The sequence below is a fragment of the Lacibacter sp. H375 genome, from assembly GCF_037892425.1.
In the GTDB taxonomy this organism is placed as follows: Bacteria; Bacteroidota; Bacteroidia; order Chitinophagales; family Chitinophagaceae; genus Lacibacter.
Genome location: NZ_JBBKTT010000001.1, coordinates 2132175 through 2156665, shown reverse-complemented (window position 1 = coordinate 2156665; position 24491 = coordinate 2132175). Strand labels below are relative to the sequence as shown.

The following is a 24491-nucleotide window of genomic DNA, read 5'->3' as shown; positions in this document are numbered from 1 at the left end:
TTAAGCAGGACTTTTTTATTTTCATGCATCAATCTCATCGAATGCTCCTCAAAACACTTTGTTCAGCTTCTCTGCTTCTCACTATTGTAATAGCTGGCTTTACCGGTTGTAAATCATCTAACGGGAAAGACAAAGCCGTTACGACAGATACGATCCCAAAAACACAACCCGACATTACTTTGCCGGGTAATTTCAGCACTCAAACAAAATTGAAATTCGACAGTAGCGCTATTCCTGCCTTCTTCAGCAAGTACCCAAAACTAAAACCATACGAAAAGGACCTGTTAGTGTTTTATAGTCATCGCAAATTTGCTTACGCCTGGTTTGATTCGAATGGAATGATTGAACAGGCAGGTAACCTGTTTAACAAGATCGAAAATATTTCTGATGAAGGTGTGCCTGTACAAATATTGTATGAAGAAGAGTTTCACAAGCTGATGGACAATGATTCAACAGAAAATTTTACAGAGAAAGCCAACAGCACCGCTGAACTAATGCTCACTGCACAGTATTTTTTTTATGCAAAGAAAATATGGAGCGGACTTGATGCAAAAGCCATGCGTGCAACCAACTGGGATCTGCCCCGCAAGAAATTATCTTACGAAGCTTTTCTCGATTCGCTGCTCGAAGTACCGTCATCGGCATTCATGCAAACAGAACCAGTTTACCGACAGTATGGTTTATTAAAAACATTTTTGAAGCAATACAGAACGCTTGCAGAAAGTGGGAAATGGAAGCCGATCAAGGCAGATAAGAAATCATATCGTCTTAACGACAGCAGCAAGATCATTCCTGAAATAAGAGAACATCTTTACTTATTGGGTGATCTTAAAAGCAATAATCAATCAACTGTGTTTGATCTTGAATTGGAAAGTGCAGTTAAAAATTTTCAACAGCGTTATGGTATTAAAGACGATGGCATTGTTGGCACAAGCATGCTTGCAGAACTGAACTATCCAATTACCAAGCGGGTTGAGCAGATCATCGTGAACATGGAGCGTTGCCGTTGGCTGCCGGTTGCTTTAAAAACCGATTACATTGTGATCAACATACCCGAGTATAAATTTCATGCGTATGAAAACGATTCATTAGTATGGAGTATGAACGTTGTTGTTGGTACTGCATTAAACAAAACAGCTATTTTCAATGGCATGATGAACAATGTGGTGTTCAGTCCTTACTGGAATGTGCCGCCGGGCATTATGAAAAAAGAAATCCTTCCAGCCATTCGCAGAAACAGTAACTACCTTGAACGTAACCATATGGAATGGAATGGCAATGCAGTTCGGCAAAAGCCCGGCCCATGGAATGCATTGGGCAAAGTGAAATTTTTATTTCCCAACAGTCACAGCATTTACCTGCACGATACGCCATCAAAATCATTATTCAGCCAGGATAAGCGTGCTTTCAGTCATGGATGTATTCGTGTGGAAGATCCAAGACGTTTGGCCAACTATGTATTACGTCATCAACCCGAATGGACAGAAGAACGTATTGATTCAGCAATGAATGCAGAAAAAGAAATGTATGTTAAGATTAAGAAGCCCATTCCTGTATATATTGCTTATTTCACATCGTGGGTTGATCGTGATGGAAGATTGAACCTACGTAACGATATTTACAAACGTGATGGACGCTTAGCAGAAATGATCATCGAAAATTCGAAACTGAAATGATTTATTCAAACATAATTGCCGGCACCATGAAATGGGGTGCATGGGGAGCAAAGTTTACTACAAATGAGTACGAACAAATGATTAACGATTGTATTGCAGCAGGTGTAACCACATTTGATCATGCTGATATTTATGGAGACTACACAACTGAAGAAGACTTTGGAAAAGTATTACAAGAACAACCGGCGTTACGGCAACAGATGCAGCTCATTACCAAATGCGGTATTCAAATGGTATCGGTCAATCGGCCTCATCATAAAATAAAATCATACGATACATCGTATGAACATATTATTGAATCGGTTGACCGATCGCTTTCAAATTTAGCTACTGATTACATTGATTGTTTGCTTATTCATCGTCCTGATCCTTTATTTCATGCAGATGAAGTGGCAAAAGCATTTGAACAATTGAAACAACAAGGTAAAGTGTTGGAGTTTGGTGTTTCAAATTTCAGGAAATGGCAGGTTGATCTGCTAAGAAGCCGCTTTCCTGTTTCTGTTAACCAGGTTGAATGTTCGCTGCTTCACCTTGAACCGTTTGGAGATGGCACATTAGATCAATGTCAGCAACATGGTATGATACCAATGGCATGGAGCCCGATGGGTGGTGGTAATATATTTGTTATAGACGATGAAGATGAACGTAATAAACGCATCATCGCAGTTGCCAACATTCTTGCAGAAAAATATGCAACAGGTGCTGATGTGATTTTGTTAAGCTGGTTAATGACTCATCCTGCAAACATACTACCTGTATTAGGCACTTCAAAAATTGAACGTGTTCATGCAGCAGTAGCTGCAACGCTTCTTAAGCTTGAACGTGAAGAATGGTTTATGTTATGGCGGGCAAGTACCGGAAGAGAAGTTGCATAAAGTTTCGCTCTTTTACTAAACAACAATACCTTGTATTTTAAAAGACAAGGCGCTAAATGGGATTTGGCTTTAGTTTAATTTTCATTTTAATCATCCTTCCGCTTACAGGAATACTGTTATTGACTTGGTTGATAACAAGAAAGAAAGTCTTTGGGAAAATACTCGGGTTGATTTGGTTTGCCATTATTGGATTTATATTGCTTTTAGGAATAGGCCATTGGTTGACGTCAAAAAAAGAAATGAAGAAAAGAGATTACTACGGGCAATATGTTGTTAACCGCAGTTATTACCCAGGCAAACAAGCAGATTGGCAATACGAAAATTTCAGGTTTGAGATTAGGGAAAACGATTCAATATATTTCTATGTAACAAATAAGGAGCAAGTATTAAAAACTTATCGTGGCACAGTTACAACAACTGAACAATACAGCTCAAAACGATTGATAATAAAGATGGAGCAACCGACACACCACATTATGACAAGCAACCCAACAACATATCGAAGTGCGTGGAATTTTTATCTGGTATTTAATTCCCCTTTATTTAATAACCTTTATTTCAAGAAGGGAAAATGGAAAGCACTTAAATAGAAGCTGAAAAACTATCCGGAACGAAAAACGTAGTTTCGTGACTTAACAAGTAATTGACCCGCATGAACAATAAAATAATCACTATTCTTTTCATACTCATCTGTACTGTTTATTTTATTGGTATCGGTGTAGATACAATGGATGTAGATGCATCTCAATACGCTGGCATCAGTCGTGAAATGAAAGAGAGTGGCAGTTACCTGCAGGTGTATGAGCAGGGAAAAGAATATTTAGACAAACCTCCTTTTCTCTTCTGGGTTTCTGCTTTGTCCATGAAAGTATTTGGAGACAATAATCTTGGTTATAAATTTCCATCCATCCTATTTGCCATCTTTGCTGTGTTTGCAACATTTCGTTTTGCAAAACTGTTTTACGACAGAACAATTGCCTTGCTATCTGCTGCTGTACTTGCAACCTGCCAGGCAGTGTTCCTCATTACCAGTGATATTCGTACCGATACCATTTTAATGAGCTGGGTAATTATTGCCATGTGGCAATTAGCTGAATGGTATAAGTCAAAGAAAACATTTCATTTCATTTTAGGTGCGGCTGCTATTGGTGCCGGCATGGTTACAAAAGGCCCCATTGCATTGTTCGTTCCCATCTTTGCATTCGGCAGTCATTTTGTGTTGAAGCGTGAATGGAAACAAATTTTTCAACCTGTTTATCTGCTGGGCATTCTAGTGATTGCACTTGTGTTGCTGCCCATGAGCATTGGATTGTACCAACAGTTCGATCTGCATCCCGAAAAAACAGTAAACGGATTAAAAAATGTATCAGGTTTAAAATTCTTTTACTGGACACAAAGCTTTGGCCGCATCACCGGTGAAAACGTTTGGAACAACAATGCTCCATTCAGCTTCTTATTTGAAAATTTATTGTGGGGCATGTTGCCCTGGACTCTGTTCTTTGTTGCAGGACTTGTGTATGAGATCATCAGAATCATAGGCAATCGTTTATTTGTTGGCAGAAATGAAGAGTTCTTAACAACAGGTGGTTTTCTTCTTAGCTATTGTTCGTTGGGTATTTCAAAATATCAACTGCCACATTATATCTATGTAGTGCTGCCATTCATTGCCATCATTACTGCTAAAATGGTGTACCGACTATTTTGGGAGAAGAAACTTCCGTTGTTGCGTAACATTCTAACTCCTATTCAATGGATCGTATGTGCAGCCTTAGTAGTTGCTCCTGCAATGATTCTTTTGTATAGTTTTCCAACAACATCTGTATGGCCCTGGGTCATTCCGGTTATCAGTCTCATTGGAGCAATTGGTTTAATGTTGAATAAACAGGTGATTAAAAAACTCATCGCTGTATCACTTTCATTGATCGTTGGATTAAATATTTTTCTCAGTTCCTGGTTTTATCCGCAGCTGCTGCAATATCAATCGGGTAATGTAGTAGGTCGTTACATTGTAGATCAGAAAATTTCTGCTGATAAGTTTTTCTTTTATAAATTCAAAGGGAGTGGCAAAGCCATTCATTTTTATGCAAAGCATATCATCGGAACAGTTGATTCACTTGATGCAGCAACAACAGGCACTTACCTTTATACATCAGATGAGGGATTGAAAGAAATTCAACAAAGCGGAAAGCTTCATGTGATAGAAAAAGAAGGACTGGATTACCATGTAACATCATTATCAGGAAAATTCCTCAACAAGAATACAAGAGATGAGCAATGCGGAAAATATTATGTGGTGAAGATGCTGTGATGTTTATCGGAACAAATTGTATTTCAAAATACACCAGATAGCTCTGAAACCATCTTTCCAGTTGATCTTCTTCCCTTCAGCATACGTACGGCCATAATAGGAAATACCAACTTCGTAAATACGTATATCAGGTTGACGTGAAATTTTTGCTGTCACTTCCGGTTCAAAACCAAAACGTGCTTCTTTCAGATCAATTTTTTGAATGATTTCACGACGGAATAATTTATAACAGGTTTCCATATCTGTTAAGTTCAGATTGGTAAACATGTTTGATAATGTTGTAAGCACTTTGTTTCCGATGCTGTGCCAGAAGAATAAAATACGATGAGGATTACCACCCATAAAACGTGAGCCATACACAACATCAGCAAAACCATCAAGCACCGGTTTCAGCAACACATTAAATTCCTGCGGATCGTATTCGAGATCGGCATCCTGTATCACCACCAATTCACCAGTGGCTTGTTTAATACCCGTATGAAGAGCAGCACCTTTGCCTTTGTTCACTTCATGATTGTACAACACGATCGGCAAGGTTGATTGCTGCATATAGCGGTCAATAGCACCCTTTGTATCATCACTGCTGCAATCATTTACAATGATCACTTCCTTTTCAATATTGTTGAGCAATTGCACTGCATTGATCTTATCAAGGATCAGGTGAATGGTTCTTGCTTCGTTATAAGCAGGGATTACAATCGAAAGTTTATGAATGGTTGCTGTCATGTAGTTGGTCTGTTCCAATTAAGCTGCAAGATTACAGAATTCCTTGGCTGCTAAAAGAAAAATCTAGGCTTCCTGTAAAGGCATTGCCGTTTCTACAAGAGGCTGGTTCTGCATTTTACGAAACAGTCTTCTGGCCAGGAAAAAGCAAATCAACAAGATCACAATACTCAGGTAGCCCAGCCATTCATAACGTAATATCTTTCCTCCCTGGCCTTGCACCACAATGATCCCCGAAATAAAAGATGCAGCGGCAGTTCCTAATTGCTGCACACTGCTGTTAAAACTCATAAAACTTCCACGTTGTTTTGGATCAACCACATTACTGATCATCGCCTGAGCCGATACACCACGACCCGTTGCCAGTATAAACCATATTCCAAACATCGCCAATGCAACAACAAAATGAACAGGCGGAAGATTCGTGATTAACCAAACAAAAAACAACGACACTAATACCGACACAGAAAACACCTGTAGCTTTCCATATTTATCAGCAAAGCGGCCAAGAATATTTGCAGCAAAAAATGAAGATATCCCACCAACGAGATAGATCATTGGTGTAATGGACTTTGGATAGCCGTTATTAAATTCCATGTATGGATTAATAAACGGGATGATGAGAAAATGTCCCATCATGATCAAACACGAAAACAGCAATGCCAATCGCTGCGTAGGATTTTTTACAACCGACATCAACACATCAATTCGTTTGCCATGTTCTTCCTGTATATGTCCACTCATTGGCGGCACAAGTTTCCACACCAATGGAATGATCACTATTCCTAGAAAACCAACTAACAGAAATGGCGCATGCCAGCTGAAAATATTTGCGAGGTATAAAGAAAACGGAACCCCAAATGTAGAAGCCATTGCAAATGCACTCATAATAGCACCCATGGCCGCTCCTCTCCTTTCATACGGAATAAGATCAGCAACTATTGATAATACCTGAGCACCAATTAAACCGCCAAACAACCCTGCTAACACACGAGCTGCCAACAGCAATTCATAGCTCGGTGCTATGCCGCAAGCAATTGTTCCAAGTAAGAAGCCGGTATAGCCATACAACAGCACTTTTTTGCGATCGTATCGATTTACAAAAAAGGCAGCGGCAAATCCTGAGAGACCTGCTGTTAATGTATATGCGCCAACAAGGAATGTGAATTGCTGTGGTGAGAGTTTAAAATAAGGCATCAGGTAATTTCCCAATGGCATCATGATCATAAAATCAAGGATGTGGGTGAAATTGATCGATGCCAGCAAAACAATGATCAGCCGTTCGTTTTTACTCATAATTGTTCCAACTTTTATTTCCGGTTTGCAGCAGGGGAAGGCTTTCACGGGATCAGGCGCAGAGCAGATTTTTCCCGAAGAAGCAGCAAATTTAGGTAAAGACGAACCAACGGCAGCTTAACCTTTACACGAGCGGAAAATGCAGTATGCAAACGATTGAGCGTTCGCTTTTCCCAATTTCATTATTACCTATCTTTAAGCACAACAATTCCTGTCATAAAAACAAATCGATTGAATCATGTCTGGTAACAATTATTCAAGAAGAAAATTTTTAAGAGACGCACTGTTAGCATCGGCTGCAGCCGCCACACCCGGTTTATTAATGGGCAGGGGCTTTGGAAGTGCTGACAAAGTAAACCTCGCCTGTATTGGTATTGGCAACCGTGGAGCAGAGATCATTAAAGAACTGTACAAAACCGGTTTGGCAAATATCGTTGCACTGTGCGATGTAGATATGGAAGCGCCGCACACATTGGATATCTTAAAACAGTTTCCGAATGTGCCACGCTTTAAAGACTTCCGCCAGATGTTCGATAAAATGGGCAACCAGATCGAAGCTGTTTCAATCGGCACTCCAGATTTTTCTCACTTCCCGATTACGATGATGGCGATTGGTTTAGGCAAACATGTGTATGTTGAGAAACCAATGGCCAGAACTTTCCAGGAAGTAGAGTTGATGATGAAGGCCGCAGCAAAACATCCGAAAGTTGTTACACAGATGGGCAACCAGGGACATTCGGAAGCAAATTATTTTCAATTCAAAGCGTGGAAAGAAGCGGGCATCATTAAAGATGTAACTGCCATTACAGCACATATGAACTCTGCACGCCGTTGGCATGGATGGAATCCGAAGATCAGTTCGTTCCCTGCAGCAGAACCCATTCCATCAACACTTGATTGGGATGTTTGGCAGATGCACACGCAGGGGCATTCGTATAACAAAGATTTTGTAAATGGACAATGGCGTTGTTGGTTCGACTTTGGTATGGGTGCACTGGGCGATTGGGGTGCACATATTCTTGATACTGCACATGAGTTTCTTGATCTTGGTCTTCCGTATGAAGTTGATCCGTTGAGATTAGATGGACATAATAATTTCTTTTATCCAATGTCAACCACGCTCTCATTCAAATTTCCAAAGCGTGGCGCAATGCCACCTGTTGAAATAAAATGGTATGATGGTTTAGATAATCTTCCGCCAATACCTGCTGGTTATGGTGTGCAAGGTCTTGATCCAAGTATTCCCCCACCAAGTACGGGTGCAATGCAACCGGCTAAATTAAATCCTGGTAAAATTATTTACAGCAAGGATCTTACATTCAAAGGTGGATCACATGCAAGTACCTTATCGATCATTCCGGAAGAGAAAGCAAAAGAAATGGCTTCGAAGTTGCCAACTGTTCCAACAACGCCATCGAATCACTTTGCAAACTTTTTAAAGGCATGTAAAGGTGAAGAAAAAACAAGATCATCATTTGCAATTGCAGGTCCGTTAAGCCAGGTATTCTGTTTAGGTGTATTGGCACAATGGACGGGTGAAAAAATTGTGTTCGACAGAAGCAAGAAAATAATCACCAGCAGTAAAAGAGCAAATGAATTATTGATTGGTCCACCGCCACGGAAAGGTTGGGAGCAGTATTATAAAGTATAAGTTTAGTCAGACGATCAAAAGCAATTCGTTAGTAGCTATAAAAAGAAGAAGCCAACTGATTACAGTTGGCTTCTTCTTTTAAGATATGATTTAACTGACGAGTTACTCATCATTTCAACTCTCTTATCTTAATACTCTTAAACCAAACTTCATTGCCATGATCCTGCAACAGGATATGGCCTTTCTTTGCTTCACCGAAATTTGGCCATACTTTGTATTTGCTGATAGCTACCAGATCACGGAATGCCTGCGACCCACGATCATATTCCAGCACTTTAACTCCATTCAGGTAGTGTTCTACATGATTGTTCGGATAAACAATAATGCGTGCTGTGTTCCAGTTGCCGGGCTGGCGAATAAACCGTGTTGTTTTCTGTGCTTTAATAAGATCGTATAATGAAGCTAATGTGCGGTTGCCTTCACGACCAGCTTTTGCATCGGGGTGCAGTGTATCATCAAGCAATTGATATTCTAATCCGATTGCTGAACCACTATTATTTTCATTAAGCGTTACAAAATATTTCACACCACTGTTTGCACCTTTGGTCAATTTAAAATCAAAAGACATTTCAAATGCACTGTATTGATCCTTTGTAACAATATCACCACCGTTGGTTGATTCGCCTCCTGTAGAAGCAAGCACTTTCAATACCCCATCTTTTACTTCCCAACCTTTTTCAGGAAAAGTTTTTTTGTATGCTCCAAACCAGCCATTGGTTGTCTTTCCATCAAATAACAGCTTCCACCCGTTTTGTTTTTCGTAAGCTGTAAGTTGGTTGGGTTGCAGATTGGCTACATAAACACCTGCAGGAAAAGCAAGTGGTTGAATATTTTTTGTTTTGATGCGGATGTTTTTCCAATGAACTTTTACACCTGCATGTTCCGGCTTGCCAATTGAGTGAACCTGTAATGCAATCAATCCTTCATTTGAAGTTAATGTGTCAACCACATAAGAAACGGCCTTTCCATCCAACCATGTTTTTATAGAATTGCCAATACATTCAATTCTTATTTTATGATACACATTGGGTGAAAAGAATATCTGTCCCTTCGGATTATGCGACACAGGGTATAACCATTCTCTTCTTCCTTCATCATAAATACCGCCGCTCCATTTACGTGAGCTGGGATCAAAATCATATTGATAACCGTACACTCTTCCTTTACCATTGTTTGCTTTGGGGTCGAAATTACTTCTGAACTGCACACCTGAGTTTGTGGTAGTATCTGTCATCATTGACTCAAGTTCCAATACAAAATCGCCTGTAAAACGTTGTTCCAATACCAGGAATGAATTAGGTGAATTAGGAACTGTTGTACCAACAAGTTCACCTTTTTCAACAGTGTAAGGTGCAGAGCCGGTCATTTGTTTCCAACCGTTCAATGTCTTTCCATCAAACAAAGATTGCCATTCTCCTTTCTGCGCCAAGCCATTCATGGCAATGAATAACAAAGCAATCGTCATCAATTTTTGCATACTGATTTTTTTATACGAGGTTAAATTCCGGTTTCCATTTTTCAATGGAATGTTTATAAATAGATTGATTCATCAGGTGCACACAAAAAGCTGTAGTTGCACCAGTGATCACGTTTGATACAGGTTTTGAATATTCTGTAACCATTTTATGAAATTCGCTTAACGCATACCAACTGCCGTCTTTTGATTTTTCTTTCAGAATAGGAATGCCACCTTCTTTGTTCCATTCAATTTTTGTAGCACCCGTAACACCATCTACTGTTTCCAGCTCTTTCTTTGTTTGTTTCTCCGGAAAAAATATTCCGTCGTTCATCAGCAACTGGATGGTTCCTTTTGTTCCTTTCAACTTAAAGAGGTAGCCATCTTTTTCATTGCCGCATGTTGCGCCAAAATTGCCGATCATTCCTTCTTTATTATAACGCAGAATGGTTTGCACATTATCAAACGTTTCCCTTCCATCTTTATAATAATCAATACCGCCAGTACCAAGTATTTCATCGGGATGGGTATTGAACGCCCAGTTAATGAAATCAACCTGGTGCGATAATAATTCAGCGGGTAATCCTCCTGAGTATTCTTTGTACATGCGCCAGTTCACTTGCCTGTCGGTATAACCTTGCGGCACAGCTCTGCGCCAGTTCCAGTTACGATCCCAACGGCAATCGATCTGTGTTACTTTACCGAGATAACCTTTATCGATCAACTCTTTTACTTTAAAATAAAGTGGAGTGTAACGATATTGATGCCCAACCTGTAAAGTTTGTTTGGGATATTCCTGTGATAATTTAACCAAAGCCAATGATTGATCTGCATCATAGGTCATTGTTTTTTCGAGATACACATGTTTGCCCGCCTTGATGGCTGCTGCTGCAATTTCATAATGATTATGCAGTGGTGTAGCAATGATCACCGCATCAATCGTTTTATCATCGAGAATCTTACGGTAATCTTTTTCGTAACGGAGATTGTTCTTCTTATCAAGTTTCTTTGACTGGTCAAGACGAAATGCTAACACATCGCAAACAGCTTTTAATTGAAACTGTTCCGGCATGCTGTTTAGTACAAAGCCAAGTCCGTTACCTCTGTCGCCACAACCAATAATACCTATGGAAATTGTTTTAGCAGCATCAACTGAACCATAAGCCTGCAGCATTTGCTGATGCAATAATAAGCCAGCGGTAAGCAATCCTGATTGACGGATAAAATTTCTTCGTTGCATGAGTGAGCTAAGTTACGGATTCATGAGTTTTAAAAATGTTGAACTTGTGGTAATTGCTATACTTCCATTGGCATTCTTATAAATAATTTATGCAGCAAGGTCTTTGCCTCTTAATTAATGCTAACGAATGTTTTACTAATGCCGCCTCTATATTTTGTGAGTACAGCTGTATATCTTCTTTTATAGAGCATACTCATCCGAAATATTTACTTAAATGAATTGAAAAAAAATGTGCTTTTTCTAAAAACATTCTCCCATCCATTGAATTAAGTTATTAATAAAAGGTTGGGGCTGAACTTCAAGACCATTTGTATCACCTATAAAAAACACTCGGCTTTTCGGATAATTCAATATTCCCATCACGGGTGGTGCCTCAACCTCGCCGGGATCTTTAACTCCGTTCATATTCAGGTCAGCATAATCATTTTTACCTAGTCGGCCTAATACCTGGATACTGGTATTCTGATCTGCATTTGTAATAACAGCGCCCGCAATATAGTTAAGAGATGTAAGGTTGGTTGTTATTTGGTGCGGCATAAATGTAGTGACATGGCCATTGGCATTACCTTCAAATTTTATATTCAACAGATCACCCAACTCGTCCACACGATCATTTTTTTTGTGATCGGTAAAGAACGCCAGGTTCATACCACGATCAAGGAGCTTCTTGTAAACTTCAAGTTCATTCTTGCTGTATGGCTGGAATCCAGCTACCCTGATGACAATGTAATGTCCAAAAAACATTTCTTCAGTAAGCTCTTTTCCTCTTCCCAATTCTGTTACCTCAAAGCCCTTGCCCCTGAGCACATCGGCAAAAGCTTTTCCCTGGTGAGGTTTACCGGGATCAAATCCGGTTGCTTCATATTGTGGAAACCACCACACACCGCCATCATGAGAAGCATCAATCAAAATTTTACAACTCACCGGACTAACCGATACCTCCCAACTTGCTGAATCACTATTTTGACTTAATACTTGATAAATAACAGGTCCTGAAAAGTCAACAACTGAAGCGCCGGAGGTTTGGATAACTCCATTTACTTTCACAATAGCGCCATCGGGTATTCTAAAATTCGGAACCAGGTGTTTAATATCCACGTCATGACCAACTTCTAACCGGACCTTCTTTGTTGATGGATGAATAAACGTGGATAAGGTTTGACCATTTGTAGTAAACGAAAGAATATCCATTTTTCCGGATGATTCAATAACGGGTGCTGCATCACGCTTGCATGATAAGCCTAACAGTGTGATGATAAACCATGTGAAGTTTTTCATGACTTTATTAAAAATAGCAATGTTATTCATAATAGATGTTTTAGATTAATATTATTATAAACCAAATGCTGCGCATAATAAGATGAATGACGTAAATACTGCACCAGTAAACAATTCATAGAGTCGCCAATTTACTAAGGAAGCTTTCACGAGGTTTGGCAGGGTAAACAGGAGCAGTTGAGCAGAGGAAGCTGTATTTAATTTAATGGTTAAAAATAATTATAGTTGGCCTCAGTTGCAAGCGTTTCGCCGCTTTTAACAAATGGCGGGGTTTAACGTGCTAAAACGTTCCTTATTTGCTTTTATAGGTATCATTATTCTGAGTCTGAAATTACTTTTCACATTTCATCATCAGTTTTAAAAAAGCAGAACTTGCAGTATCTGCAATATTTCCATCGGCATTCTTATAAACAAAATATGCGGCAAGGTCTTTCCGCCTCTCAACAAATTCTAAGGCTTGTGTTAAACCCATCAGCATAAGTGCATTATCAAAAGCATCGGCTGTTATTGCGTTTTTTGCAAACACCGTTACACTAATGAGTTCATTCTTTTGCGGATATCCTGTTTTGGGGTTAATGAGGTGGGTGATCTTTTGTCCTTTACTTTCATAATACTTGCGGTAACTCCCCGAAGTGGTGATAGCGCCTGCATCCAGTTCAATGACTTTTTGCAAGGGATGATTTTCAAACGCATCTTCATTGGGAGACTCAATACCAATCTTCATTTTTTCACCTGAAGGTTGTTTCCTTCCTTTCACTCTTATTTCTCCACCCAACTCAACAACATAATTTTTCACTCCATATTTTTCCAGCAATGCAGCCAACATATCCACTGAATAACCTTGTGCAATTCCGTTGAGGTCTATTTTCACACAAGGCTTAGCCTTACTCAACTTGCTTCCTTTCAACTGCAACAACTTTGTATTAACGCAGGGAAGAATGGTTTTAATCGTTGCCTCATCAGGAACTGTAGTTGTTTTTGTAACACCAAAACCCCAGGCATGAACCAATGGCTGCACCGTAATGTCAAACAAACCGTTTGTTTCGTTATAAGTAGCAATTGATTTTTCAACAACCTGCAACAGATGCTTGTCAAGGCGAATTCCCTTTACAGAATTGTTGAATTGATTGATGTGTGAATAAGGTTTATACAATGAAAGTGAACTGTCAAGTTTCATTAACTCCAGGTCGATCAGTGCTTTGGTTACCACACTATCGTTGTTATAATAAATAATGGAATAAGTAGTGCCTTGTGCAGTACCCGCAATGGCAAAGCGTTTCCATTCAACAGTACGATGCGAACCAAAGACCACAATAAACAAAAGAAGAATCAACCGCATAGATCAAATGTACCAACCAGGTTGCCTGGTAATTGTGAAAAGATAGCAAGAATTTGCATCGCCACTATCAAACTTTGCTGCGCAAACGTTTACACAGAAAAGTATTTCTTTCTTAGCAATACTACTTTGTTTTCATTTTTTGCTACTGATGCGTTCTTTTATCCGGGTGCTTCATAAAATCTCCAGCTTTAAACCATTCGATTTCATAACCACCCTTACAACCTGATATACAAAATTTATTTTTCTAAGTCCTTAATAAACTCACTCATGTGCTTAAAATAAAAAGCAGCTTCTACCTCTTGCCAGTATTTGTAGTATGCTTCCGGTGAATCGAACTCTTGGGTTGGCTTGCCAACCGTCACAATCTTCAATTTTGGATCAAAAGCTTTTTCAAAGGCGGCCATCAGCGAAGGAATATTATTGGTTTTCTGCAATGCTTCCTTTACTTTCTTTTGTAATGCTTCGTCTTTTGCAAGCTTTTTAAAATACGTTAATGCTGCAGGATCACATGTTTCAAATTTATCTGTACCTGCTTCAGTAACCAACATATCAAAAGTTAGCAACTCCCTGGACATCTTTGGGTAAAGGCCTTCTTGTGAAAACCAAAGTGCCGGTACATTGATCGAAGGTTCTTGTTTGCCTAGAAAATGGGGCCGCCATGAGGAACGAGGCATTGATTTCCGAATCGCATCAGGGCTAAGGTCACAGGCGAGTGTAGCCAGCATTTCCACATATTGTCTTACCAGGGAGTCTTGTATATCAATGTATGCATAGACGAAATCAAAATAAACCAGCCCTGCTACCCGGCTTGGGTGATGTTCGGCGATCCATGTCATATCCATTGAAGCTGGTATCCGGCCTGCAAAAATTACCTTTTCAATTTTCAATGCATCCATAAAAGCCACTACATCTTCACCATTCGTAGCAACATCATAACCCCAACCGGGATCGGTTGATTTGCCCCAACCTCTGCGGGTAATGGCATACACATGATTTGTGCCGGTAAACTTTGGAGCGAATCCTTTGAAGTCATAATCAACCCACTCACCGGCATCTCCATGAAAGGATTGAAGAAAGATGAGCGGCAAACCACTGCCTCCAAAATCGAGATAGTGCAGACTAATTCCATCAAGCTGTGCAAACTTTTCTTTGTAGAGTGTTGTATCTTTTTGCTGTGCATTTAATGTAACAGTGAAAAAAACCAGCACTGCTACGCAGACAATTTGAGAGCTCTTCATGTTAATATTATTTATGGTGAATAATATTTTCACAAGGCACTGGCTCGCATAAAGTACGGGGTTAGAAACAACTTGATTCCATAGCACTATATTACTGCAGGAAGGCTTGAGTCCATTAAATTACTTATTTATTGCAGGAAGAATAAAATCTATATAAATACTCTCAGAAGTTTTTCTAAGTTGATAATTGAGGTTATAATTTCCGGAAGTAAGAACAACTACAAGTCCTGACTGTTTATCGATAACGACAAATTGACCGCCGTTGCCCTGCGCCTGCGCATACTTCAACGGCTTACCTGCTATTGTTTCAGCATAAGTCCAGAATTGGTATCCATATCCAATACGTACAAGTGAATCACTAAATGGGGTTTCAATTTGTTGTTTCAACGATGCTGCTGCAAGGCGGGAAGAAATGAGTTGCTTACCGTTCCATTTTCCATCATTTAAATAAAGGATGCCAAATTTCAGCAGGTCTCTAGAGCGCATACGCAACCCCACCCATGCTCCAATCACTCCATTCTTTTCAATTACCCAGTTATAATTTTTAATTCCTGCAGGCTGAAAAAGGTGTTTATCTGCAAAAGAAATCAGATCTGTTCCGGTCGCTTTTTCTAAAATAAAAGCAAGAAGTTGCGTGCTGCTGCTATTGTACTCAAAATTTCTACCTGGTGCGGCCGTAAGAGGTTGTTTCAAAATGAAATCAATAACCTGGTGTTTTGAGTCTTTCATCATTAATTCATTCTTTTCCGGCCAGTATAAACCACTGCTCATATTCAACAGGTGCTTGATCCTGATCTCCCGTTTCATACCGGTATCAAGTCTCGAATACTCGGGAAAGTAATCAAACAGCCTTTCTTCCAAAGTTAGCTTTCCCTGCTCAATAGCAATCATGACTAAAGCACTGACAACACTTTTGGTAACACTTCTGATATCATGAAGACTATCACGGTGATGGTCCACAAAGCCAACAAAGCCCTTCATTCTTACTTCATCTTTCCCTGGAAAATAATTTTCATAAACCAGTTTGTTATGTCGAAATATAAGAACGCTGTGAACGTTTGTGTAATTACCATTGATGATGGAATCTGTCATTTGTTGGATGATTTTTTCATTCAGGCCAACATCTTTTAATGTTGCTGTTTGAATGCCGTCATTCAGCTGATCTGGTTTTTTATATTGAGTGGCAGATTGTTTTAATGCCTTTGATTGGTATTGATCAATATGATAACGTATAGCATGGACAACTGTATCCGGCTGAAACCTCGCAATATGATGACCACTGTTTGTGATAATTCGATAATGAAGATTCGGTCTTTTCCTTCCCCATTTTTCTAATTCCTCGATCCATGCTTTATTCATAGGATTAGAAGGGGCTCTATCCTGTCCGCCTTCTGCTTTGCCTGCAGCTATTAATAATGTTGTTGGTGTTGAATGAAGTTTATCTGATCTTCTTCCCTGGTTCATACTTGAATCATACATCCGCATTTCTTCCCTTTCACCCGGACGGGTTTTACTATTCAATAATTCCCGGATATATTTTTCATCTTCTTTCATCATCTCAGGAAATTCTTTTTCAAGCCTTGCATAGACTTCCTCAGGCGCAGGATCAACCAGCACCATTCCAATGACATCTTTTGGATAAAGACCTGCGAAAACCCTTACTAATGAACCACCATAGGACCATCCGGCGAATATATATGGTGGACGAATGTTTACTTTTTCCAGTGCTTCTTTTAATTCTTTTGCAATTGTTATCGCATCTCTTGGGGATGTGCATGTATCTGAATTTAAATAACCGGGACGATCGTATGAAACAACTCTGGCAGAGTTTGCCAATTTGGGTTGCACCAATTGCCAGGTCCTATGATTAGATCCACCTCCGGCTTCCAATATCACCGTTGGCTTTCCTTGTCCTGATGCATAAAGCGTCATGACATGACCATGCACGTTTACTTTGATGGTATCAATTTGTTGCGCATTTGAAACACATGCAAGCAATATACTTATGAAAAACAAAGAATCAGACTTGCTCATACTCAAGCTTTGAAATGAAAAATTAATTTTGTTTCAAAAGGACGATTTACTGTTCAATTAACTCGATCTGTAAGCCTTACCGGTGTTTGATGTGTAAACGGCACCTTGTGCTCAAGATTTGCTATGCCAAAATCCTTACTGGCTATGATTCTACCATCATGAATAACGGTAACGGCTACGCCGGGTGACTTATCGATATTGATTCGTTGAAATAATGAATCTATTTTTTGTTCCAGCATTTGCCTTTCCGGCAATGATTGCGCCTGTACTTGAATTGAAAAAAATACAAAGGCTGATAACAGAAATGTTCGATTCATAACAGATTATTTATTTATCTGACTTTGACCAACTGAAAGATATTTATCAAAAAACGGCAATAACTCATTAAAAATCCGTCCGTCAAAACCACCAAGCATGTTTCCATGATCGCCAATATATTCTTCGGCAAAGTGTTTAATGCGGTACGCTTCCAGCTTCTTGCTGAATTGCAGACTTGTGAAAGGGATATGTGAAAAATCTTCATTACGTCCCCAATCCAATTTCAAAGCAGTAAGGCTGCGTAACTGTGGCAGATAATGATCGATCATGTGGAATGGAAATTGTGCTTCCCACTCATTGATCACCGCCGGATGGTAAACAGCACTATCGCCAACATATGTAACTGGAAAATCAGCGAGCAGCTCTTTGTTTGAAACATTGGGCGAATACACCCTTGCCATCGCTGTAAGCGCTGCAGCAAAAAATGCATCGAAATCACCCGTCTTATCCGATTCATCCAACGCTTTCAAAATTGCTTTTTCGTTATGCAATTTGCTGATGCGTTTGAATCCACGGCTGGAAAGAGAAAAATCACCATACCAATCAAGCACTGCCGGACTGAGGGCATACACCGCACTGAATGTATCTGCAAATTGCATTCCTAGCTTTAATGCGCCATTACCTCCCATTGAATGTCCGCAAAGTCCCCGGCTTTTCCGATCAGGTATTGTTCTGAAATTTTTATCCATGTATTGCACCACATCTTTTGCAATATAATCGGCCCAGTTACCTGTAACAGAAGAGTTGGTATAAAAACTACCCTGCAGTCTTGTATTGCTGTTTGGTGCCACTACTATCATGGGACGCATCTTTCCAGTTTTAATGGCTTCATCAAGTAACTTTTTAAAATTGATCCATACGCTCATCATTACACTATCAGTACCACCATAGCCATGCAACACATAAATAACCGGATAGCGTTGTATTCCTTGATCATAATCGGGAGGCAGGTATACCGTTAACTGACGCAAAGGATCTTCGCCAGCCTTATTGTTTTGTAAAGAAGCGGCCATGAACTCACGCCTTACCAATTTTCCCTGAGCAATGGCTGCTACTGAAAAGCTCATCAACAGCAAGCCAAATAAAATTTTTCTCATGTTGTTGTTTTATTGACGACCTATCCTCATCATTTTATGCTTGTTGTTGTGCCAATGCAGTTGATTGATTCATGTATGGTTTGCTTTGGAATGTTCCTTCTTGCTTTTAAATGTATAGGCAACAGATGGCCACCATGTCATCATGATCTCGGCAATAATCAACGGCACAAACGAAAAGAAATATTCATTCACAACTCTTCTGAAAGTTGGATCTGTTATTTCACCAAACAAAAAATTAAGCGAGAACACATCATCAATTCTCACAGCAACAAAAGCGAGCACACACACATAACTACGCACCATCATCTGGCGATGTGTTTTCGTATTTCTTGTTTTAATTGCCCGCCATGCAAACCAGGTGCTGAACACAGCAAAAACTGTTAGTAAAAAAAGAGAGATGCGACAGGGTACACAAGTGCTGATTAATGACAGTCTTCCTGCTGAAATACCAATCAAGGCAATTCCAGCCATGTAAATTTTGCCAGACAATCGATGAAAGGAAACAAATCGTTTACGGATAAATGGCCAGAACTGCGTGGGGCCTAATAGCAACGCCATACTGCCACCAACCATATGCATCACTACCCAGAGTTGATTATTAAACAAAGTTTCGCCAAACATGCGGCTGCGATAGCCATAGAAATAGGCAATCACATTGTCGAGAAAAAAATAAATAGAAAGAAGGAGTATGAACGACCATAAAACAATCCAGAAAATAGAGCGGAGTGTATGCATAAGCAGTGGTTGGTCTTCTGAATATACAGCAGATTTCCGGCAGTTGCAAAACTCCACTAATTACGCAAACATAAAAACCCCAAATAGGGGCTACATACACAAGGCATTACAAGTGAAAAAGTAACGGGAAGTAGTGGAAACAAAAAAGCCCTTCAGTAAACTGAAGGGCTTAAAATAAATATGGCAGCTACCTACTCTCCCGCATTGTAGTGCAGTACCATCGGCCATGAGGGGCTTAACTTCTCTGTTCGGTATGGGAAGAGGTGAACACCCTCGGCAAAACCACCATAAACTCTTAAATAATATAACATATTGGGAAGTTGTAATTGCTAGAAGCAATTTAAAAAAAATTAAAGCTTACGGGTAATTAGTACTACTCGACTTTACTGTTACCAGTTTTACATCTGTAGCCTATCAACGTCATCGTCTTTGACGGCCCTTAAAAGTAAACTCATCTTAAGGAAGGTTTCACGCTTAGATGCTTTCAGCGTTTATCCTGGCCACACGTAGCTACTCTGCACTGCACCTGGCGGCACAACAGATACACCAGCGGTGTGTACGACCCGGTCCTCTCGTACTAAGGTCATGTCCTTTCAATTTACTAACGCCCACCACAGATAGGGACCGAACTGTCTTGCGACGTTCTGAACCCAGTTCACGTGCCACTTTAATCGGCGAACAGCCGAACCCTTGGGACCTTCTCCAGCCCCAGGATGTGACGAACCGACATCGAGGTGCCAAACCTCCCCGTCGATATGAGCTCTTGGGGGAGATCAGCCTGTTATCCCCGGAGTACCTTTTATCCTTTGAGCGACGGCCCTTCCATGCAGAACCGCCGGATCACTTTAGCCAGCTTTCGCTCCTGCTCGGCCTGTATGCCTCACAGTCAAGCACCCTTATACTAATGCGCTCTTCGTACGATTACCAACCGTACTGAGGGTACCTTTGCGAGCCTCCGTTACTTTTTAGGAGGCGACCACCCCAGTCAAACTACCCACCATGCACTGTCACCCGTCAGGGTTTAGATTCTAAATCAAAGAAGGTTGGTATTTCAACGACCGCTCCACAACTGCTGGCGCAGCTGCTTCAAAGCGTCCCAACTATTCTACACATCCGTAATTCAAAATCAATGCAAAGTTGTAGTGAAGGTTCACGGGGTCTTTCCGTCCCGTGGCGGGTAACCGGCATCTTCACCGATACTACAATTTCACCGGGCTCGTGGAGGAGACAGTGTTCAACTCATTAGACCATTCGTGCAGGTCGGAACTTACCCGACAAGGAATTTCGCTACCTTAGGACCGTTATAGTTACGGCCGCCGTTTACTGGGGCTTCAGTCAGAAGCTTTGGCTTGCGCCGAACATCCTTCCTTAACCTTCCAGCACCGGGCAGGTATCAGGCTCTATACGTCATCTTTCGATTTTGCAGGGCCCTGTGTTTTTGCTAAACAGTTGGTTGAACCATTTTACTGAGACCATCCGAAGATGGTACGCTTTATCCCGAAGTTACAGCGTCAATTTGCCTAGTTCCTTCTCCACGGCTCACCCGAGCGCCTTAGAATATTCATCTCGTCCACCTGTGTCGGATTACGGTACGGGTTGCTTAAGCCTAGCCTTAGAGGTTTTTCTCGGAGGTCTGATTAGGATCACTATCCACGCCGCCGAAGCATTGTGGTACTATCACGTTCGACATTCTCTGCGGATTTACCTGCAAAAAATATATCTACACGCTTTAACCTGGTATTCCGTAACCAGGCGGATCTTTCACTACCCCGTCACCCCATCGAAACAAAAGCAAGTGTTGGAATATTAACCAACTTTCCATCAGGTGCGCCTTTCGGCTTTCCCTAAGGACCCGACTAACCCTGATCTGATTAACATTGATCAGGAAACCTTGGACTTTCGGCGAAGTAGTTTTTCACTACTTTTATCGCTACTCATTCCTACATTTTCTTTTGAAATCGCTCCAGCATCCATCACCAGACACCTTCGCAGCAGATTTCAATGCTCCCCTACCAATTGTACAAGTACAATTTTAGAACTTCGGTTCGTAGTTTGATGCCCGATCATTTTCCGTGCAAGACCTCTCGACCAGTGAGCTGTTACGCACTCTTTAAATGAATTGCTGCTTCCAAGCAAACATCCTGGCTGTTATAGAAGTCTCACCTCGTTTGTTCAACTTAACTACGTATTAGGGACCTTAGTTGCTAATCTGGGTTATTTCCCTCTCGGCCACGGACCTTAGCGCCCGCAGCCTCACTCCCGGAGATATGTATAAGCATTCGGAGTTTGTCAGGGTTTGGTAGGCGGTGAAGCCCCCTAGCCCAATCAGTAGCTCTACCTCTTATACACTTCTTAAATCCGAGGCTGTTCCTAAAAACATTTCGGGGAGAACGAGCTATCTCTCAGTTTGATTGGCCTTTCACCCCTATCCACAGGTCATCCCAGAGCTTTTCAACGCTCATGAGTTCGGTCCTCCATTCTGTGTTACCAGAACTTCAACCTGCCCATGGATAGATCACAAAGTTTCGCGTCTACCCCCACTGACTAAGCGCCCTGTTCGGACTCGCTTTCGCTTCGGCTCCGTTACTTAAGAACTTAACCTCGCCAGTGAGGAGTAACTCGTAGGATCATTATGCAAAAGGCACGCCGTCATCCATTGCTGGACTCCGACCGCTTGTAGGCGTACGGTTTCAGGTACTATTTCACTCCCCTGTTTCGGGGTACTTTTCACCTTTCCCTTACGGTACTGGTTCACTATCGGTGTCTGAGGAGTATTTAGCCTTACCGGATGGTGCCGGCAGATTCAGGCAGGATTCCTCCGGTCCCGCCTTACTCAGGATACTGCTCGTCCTTCTCAATTTCTATCTACAGGGCTATCACCTGCTATGGCTCAACTTTCCAGAAGATTCAATTTGATGAGAATTTCTAAATGCAGTCCTACAACCCCTAAGCGGCACGCCGCCTAAGTTTGGGCTCTTCCCGTTTCGCTCGCCACTACTCAGGGAATCATTGTTATTTTCTTTTCCTCTCCCTACTTAGATGTTTCAGTTCAGGAGGTTGGCTTCCTTTCGGATAACACACCTTCAGTGTGCTGGGTTGTCCCATTCGGAAATCTTCGGATATAATGCTTGTGTGCAGCTCCCCGAAGCTTATCGCAGCTTACCACGTCCTTCATCGCCTCTCAGACCCAAGGCATCCACCATACGCCCTTATTCGCTTTAAAAGAGTTATTACTAAAATCGCCTTACTAAACAATTACAACTTGTTTTATCCCAATATGTCAAAGAACTTAATCAAATAAACTTGCGTTCAGATGAAAAGCTGATGTTATGATTACGAATCATCAGACCTGAAAGTCAACATCAATAAAGAACTAATTTTCGTGGAGGATATCGGAGTCGAACCGATGACCCTCTGCGTGCAAGGCAGATGCTCTAGCCAACTGAGCTAACCCCCCGAGGTTATTTGTAGACCCGCCCAGATTTGAACTGGGGACCCCTACATTATCAGTGTAGTGCTCTAACCAGGCTGAGCTACGGATCTATCTAATCTTTAGCCAAGTGGCCCCTACAAATCCATAGCAACTGGCCGAATGATACTTTATAAGAACTTAAAATTTTGAAAGAAAAAAGCAACAGCAGTAAAAATGCGTACTCTAAAAAGGAGGTATTCCAGCCGCACCTTCCGGTACGGCTACCTTGTTACGACTTAGCCCCAGTCACTAGTTTTACCCTAGGCGGCTCCTTGCGGTTACCGACTTTAGGTACACCCAGCTTCCATGGCTTGACGGGCGGTGTGTGCAAGGTCCGGGAACGTATTCACCGTATCATTGCTGATATACGATTACTAGTGATTCCAGCTTCATGGAGTCGAGTTGCAGACTCCAATCTGAACTGAGAGAGGGTTTTTGGGATTAGCTCCTTATCGCTAAGTGGCAGCCCTTTGTCCCCCCCATTGTAGCACGTGTGTAGCCCTGGGCATAAAGGCCATGATGACTTGACATCATCCCCTCCTTCCTCACGTCTTACGACGGCAGTTTCTTTAGAGTTCCCAGCATTACCTGATGGCAACTAAAGATAGGGGTTGCGCTCGTTGCGGGACTTAACCCAACACCTCACGGCACGAGCTGACGACAGCCATGCAGCACCTTACAAATTGTGTATTGCTACAAAACAGGCTTTCACCTGCGGTCAAAATGCATTCTAGCCCAGGTAAGGTTCCTCGCGTATCATCGAATTAAACCACATGCTCCACCACTTGTGCGGACCCCCGCCAATTCCTTTGAGTTTCAACCTTGCGGTCGTACTTCCCAGGTGGATTACTTAATGCTTTCGCTTAGACACTAACAGTAATATCGCTAATGTCGAGTAATCATCGTTTAGGGCGTGGACTACCAGGGTATCTAATCCTGTTTGATCCCCACGCTTTCGAGCCTCAGTGTCAATGTCTCCGTAGTAAGCTGCCTTCGCAATGGGTGTTCTATGTCATATCTAAGCATTTCACCGCTACATGACATATTCCGCTTACCTCCAGAGAATTCAAGACTAATAGTATCAATGGCAGTTTCCGGGTTAAGCCCAGAGATTTCACCACTGACTTAAAAGTCCACCTACGCTCCCTTTAAACCCAGTGAATCCGGATAACGCTTGCACCCTCCGTATTACCGCGGCTGCTGGCACGGAGTTAGCCGGTGCTTATTCCTCTGGTACCGTCAGTCCCCATAGAAATAGGGGTTTCGTCCCAAAGAAAAGAAGTTTACAACCCAGAGGGCCTTCATCCTCCACGCGGCATGGCTGGTTCAGACTTGCGTCCATTGACCAATATTCCTTACTGCTGCCTCCCGTAGGAGTCGGGCCCGTGTCTCAGTGCCCGTGTGGCTGATCATGCTCTCACATCAGCTACTGATCGTAGGCTTGGTGGGCCGTTACCCCGCCAACTACCTAATCAGACGCACGCCCATCTTTAACCGCCGGAGCTTTAATATCTAAATGATGCCATTCAGTTATATTATGGAGTATTAATCCACCTTTCGGTGGGCTATCTTCCAGTTAAAGGAAGGTTGCGTACGTGTTCCGCACCCGTTTGCCGGTCGCCAGCATCTGTATTGCTACAAACCTGCTGCCCCTCGACTTGCATGTATTAAGCCTGCCGCTAGCGTTCATCCTGAGCCAGGATCAAACTCTCCATTGTAAATGTTGTTTGATACTGACTATTAATTCTCAAGAAT

At 41.4% G+C, this 24491-nt stretch carries 16 protein-coding genes, 2 tRNA genes and 3 rRNA genes; 5 read left to right on the top strand and 16 right to left on the bottom strand.

Annotated elements, in window-relative coordinates; genetic code table 11:
* The first annotated feature begins 41 nt into the window (after positions 1 to 41).
* The 4 genes from WG954_RS09425 (at position 42) to WG954_RS09410 (ending at position 4859) form a co-directional block, all read left to right on the top strand.
* Positions 42 to 1676 carry a L,D-transpeptidase family protein gene (locus WG954_RS09425; RefSeq protein ID WP_340435819.1) on the top strand — a complete coding sequence of 545 codons (1635 nt, stop codon included), beginning with the start codon at positions 42 to 44 and terminating at the stop codon, positions 1674 to 1676.
* Entirely contained in the window at positions 1673 to 2551 is an 879-nt protein-coding gene (locus WG954_RS09420; protein ID WP_340435817.1) for an aldo/keto reductase, read from the top strand. Before WG954_RS09425 ends, WG954_RS09420 begins: the two co-directional genes overlap by 4 nt.
* Before the next feature lie 56 nt (positions 2552 to 2607).
* Positions 2608 to 3141, top strand: a complete 534-nt coding sequence (locus tag WG954_RS09415; RefSeq protein ID WP_340435815.1) for a hypothetical protein — start codon at positions 2608 to 2610, stop codon at positions 3139 to 3141.
* 62 nt (positions 3142 to 3203) lie between these two features.
* Positions 3204 to 4859 carry a glycosyltransferase family 39 protein gene (locus tag WG954_RS09410; RefSeq protein WP_340435813.1) on the top strand — a complete coding sequence of 552 codons (1656 nt, stop codon included), beginning with the start codon at positions 3204 to 3206 and terminating at the stop codon, positions 4857 to 4859.
* 3 nt (positions 4860 to 4862) lie between these two features.
* On the opposite strand, the gene WG954_RS09405 is transcribed toward WG954_RS09410, so the two are convergent.
* A complete protein-coding gene (locus WG954_RS09405; RefSeq protein WP_340435811.1) occupies positions 4863 to 5585 on the bottom strand; it encodes a glycosyltransferase family 2 protein in 723 nt (240 codons plus the stop codon).
* 63 nt (positions 5586 to 5648) lie between these two features.
* The gene (locus tag WG954_RS09400) at positions 5649 to 6878 is read right to left on the bottom strand and encodes an MFS transporter (protein WP_340435809.1); all 1230 of its coding nucleotides are present in this window, start codon (positions 6876 to 6878) and stop codon (positions 5649 to 5651) included.
* Positions 6879 to 7116: 238 nt separating this feature from the next.
* Between WG954_RS09400 and WG954_RS09395 the strand changes: the two genes are divergently transcribed.
* Positions 7117 to 8529 (top strand): Gfo/Idh/MocA family oxidoreductase, encoded by a 1413-nt coding sequence (locus WG954_RS09395; protein ID WP_340435807.1) that lies wholly within the window; start codon positions 7117 to 7119, stop codon positions 8527 to 8529.
* A 109-nt stretch (positions 8530 to 8638) separates the two neighbouring features.
* Here WG954_RS09395 and WG954_RS09390 read toward each other — a convergent pair whose 3' ends face one another.
* The 14 genes from WG954_RS09390 to WG954_RS09325 all read right to left on the bottom strand — a co-directional run bounded on the left by WG954_RS09390 (position 8639) and on the right by WG954_RS09325 (position 24454).
* Positions 8639 to 10006 carry a 3-keto-disaccharide hydrolase gene (locus WG954_RS09390; protein WP_340435805.1) on the bottom strand — a complete coding sequence of 456 codons (1368 nt, stop codon included), beginning with the start codon at positions 10004 to 10006 and terminating at the stop codon, positions 8639 to 8641.
* Positions 10007 to 10016: 10 nt separating this feature from the next.
* On the bottom strand, positions 10017 to 11225 hold the full coding sequence (locus tag WG954_RS09385; RefSeq protein WP_340435802.1) for a Gfo/Idh/MocA family protein: 1209 nt from the start codon (positions 11223 to 11225) through the stop codon (positions 10017 to 10019).
* A 240-nt stretch (positions 11226 to 11465) separates the two neighbouring features.
* On the bottom strand, positions 11466 to 12533 hold the full coding sequence (locus WG954_RS09380; RefSeq protein WP_340435800.1) for an SGBP N-terminal domain-containing protein: 1068 nt from the start codon (positions 12531 to 12533) through the stop codon (positions 11466 to 11468).
* A 301-nt stretch (positions 12534 to 12834) separates the two neighbouring features.
* On the bottom strand, positions 12835 to 13842 hold the full coding sequence (locus WG954_RS09375; RefSeq protein ID WP_340435797.1) for an FAD:protein FMN transferase: 1008 nt from the start codon (positions 13840 to 13842) through the stop codon (positions 12835 to 12837).
* Between the two features lie 236 nt (positions 13843 to 14078).
* The gene (locus tag WG954_RS09370; protein WP_340435795.1) at positions 14079 to 15080 is read right to left on the bottom strand and encodes an alpha/beta fold hydrolase; all 1002 of its coding nucleotides are present in this window, start codon (positions 15078 to 15080) and stop codon (positions 14079 to 14081) included.
* Positions 15081 to 15200: 120 nt separating this feature from the next.
* A complete protein-coding gene (locus WG954_RS09365) occupies positions 15201 to 17114 on the bottom strand; it encodes an alpha/beta fold hydrolase (protein ID WP_340435792.1) in 1914 nt (637 codons plus the stop codon).
* A 53-nt stretch (positions 17115 to 17167) separates the two neighbouring features.
* On the bottom strand, positions 17168 to 17431 hold the full coding sequence (locus WG954_RS09360; RefSeq protein ID WP_340435789.1) for a hypothetical protein: 264 nt from the start codon (positions 17429 to 17431) through the stop codon (positions 17168 to 17170).
* 6 nt (positions 17432 to 17437) lie between these two features.
* The gene (locus WG954_RS09355) at positions 17438 to 18529 is read right to left on the bottom strand and encodes an alpha/beta hydrolase (protein ID WP_340435787.1); all 1092 of its coding nucleotides are present in this window, start codon (positions 18527 to 18529) and stop codon (positions 17438 to 17440) included.
* A 69-nt stretch (positions 18530 to 18598) separates the two neighbouring features.
* Positions 18599 to 19264, bottom strand: coding sequence for a DUF2306 domain-containing protein (locus WG954_RS09350; RefSeq protein ID WP_340435786.1), 666 nt, complete (start codon positions 19262 to 19264; stop codon positions 18599 to 18601).
* Positions 19265 to 19442: 178 nt separating this feature from the next.
* Positions 19443 to 19554 (bottom strand): 5S ribosomal RNA (gene rrf, locus WG954_RS09345).
* 57 nt (positions 19555 to 19611) lie between these two features.
* A 23S ribosomal RNA gene (locus WG954_RS09340) occupies positions 19612 to 22487 on the bottom strand.
* Between the two features lie 160 nt (positions 22488 to 22647).
* A tRNA-Ala gene (locus WG954_RS09335) sits at positions 22648 to 22721 on the bottom strand.
* A gap of 11 nt (positions 22722 to 22732) precedes the next feature.
* Positions 22733 to 22807 (bottom strand) — tRNA-Ile (locus tag WG954_RS09330).
* A gap of 116 nt (positions 22808 to 22923) precedes the next feature.
* Positions 22924 to 24454: ribosomal RNA gene (locus WG954_RS09325) — 16S ribosomal RNA — on the bottom strand.
* Together the 16S, 23S and 5S rRNA genes with 2 tRNA genes alongside form the textbook arrangement of a ribosomal RNA operon.
* Between the last annotated feature and the right edge of the window lie 37 nt (positions 24455 to 24491).

Bases quoted from the DNA above. Each gene is read 5' to 3' on its own strand.
- WG954_RS09420 (WP_340435817.1), top strand. From the start codon at position 1,673: ATGATTTATTCAAACATAATTGCCGGCACCATGAAATGGGGTGCATGG.
- WG954_RS09360 (WP_340435789.1), bottom strand. From the start codon at position 17,431: ATGAATCGAACATTTCTGTTATCAGCCTTTGTATTTTTTTCAATTCAA.
- WG954_RS09365 (WP_340435792.1), bottom strand. From the start codon at position 17,114: ATGAGCAAGTCTGATTCTTTGTTTTTCATAAGTATATTGCTTGCATGT.
- WG954_RS09415 (WP_340435815.1), top strand. From the start codon at position 2,608: ATGGGATTTGGCTTTAGTTTAATTTTCATTTTAATCATCCTTCCGCTT.
- WG954_RS09405 (WP_340435811.1), bottom strand. From the start codon at position 5,585: ATGACAGCAACCATTCATAAACTTTCGATTGTAATCCCTGCTTATAAC.
- WG954_RS09395 (WP_340435807.1), top strand. From the start codon at position 7,117: ATGTCTGGTAACAATTATTCAAGAAGAAAATTTTTAAGAGACGCACTG.
- WG954_RS09400 (WP_340435809.1), bottom strand. From the start codon at position 6,878: ATGAGTAAAAACGAACGGCTGATCATTGTTTTGCTGGCATCGATCAAT.
- WG954_RS09355 (WP_340435787.1), bottom strand. From the start codon at position 18,529: ATGAGAAAAATTTTATTTGGCTTGCTGTTGATGAGCTTTTCAGTAGCA.
- WG954_RS09390 (WP_340435805.1), bottom strand. From the start codon at position 10,006: ATGCAAAAATTGATGACGATTGCTTTGTTATTCATTGCCATGAATGGC.
- WG954_RS09380 (WP_340435800.1), bottom strand. From the start codon at position 12,533: ATGAATAACATTGCTATTTTTAATAAAGTCATGAAAAACTTCACATGG.
- WG954_RS09350 (WP_340435786.1), bottom strand. From the start codon at position 19,264: ATGCATACACTCCGCTCTATTTTCTGGATTGTTTTATGGTCGTTCATA.
- WG954_RS09410 (WP_340435813.1), top strand. From the start codon at position 3,204: ATGAACAATAAAATAATCACTATTCTTTTCATACTCATCTGTACTGTT.
- WG954_RS09425 (WP_340435819.1), top strand. From the start codon at position 42: ATGCTCCTCAAAACACTTTGTTCAGCTTCTCTGCTTCTCACTATTGTA.
- WG954_RS09370 (WP_340435795.1), bottom strand. From the start codon at position 15,080: ATGAAGAGCTCTCAAATTGTCTGCGTAGCAGTGCTGGTTTTTTTCACT.
- WG954_RS09375 (WP_340435797.1), bottom strand. From the start codon at position 13,842: ATGCGGTTGATTCTTCTTTTGTTTATTGTGGTCTTTGGTTCGCATCGT.
- WG954_RS09385 (WP_340435802.1), bottom strand. From the start codon at position 11,225: ATGCAACGAAGAAATTTTATCCGTCAATCAGGATTGCTTACCGCTGGC.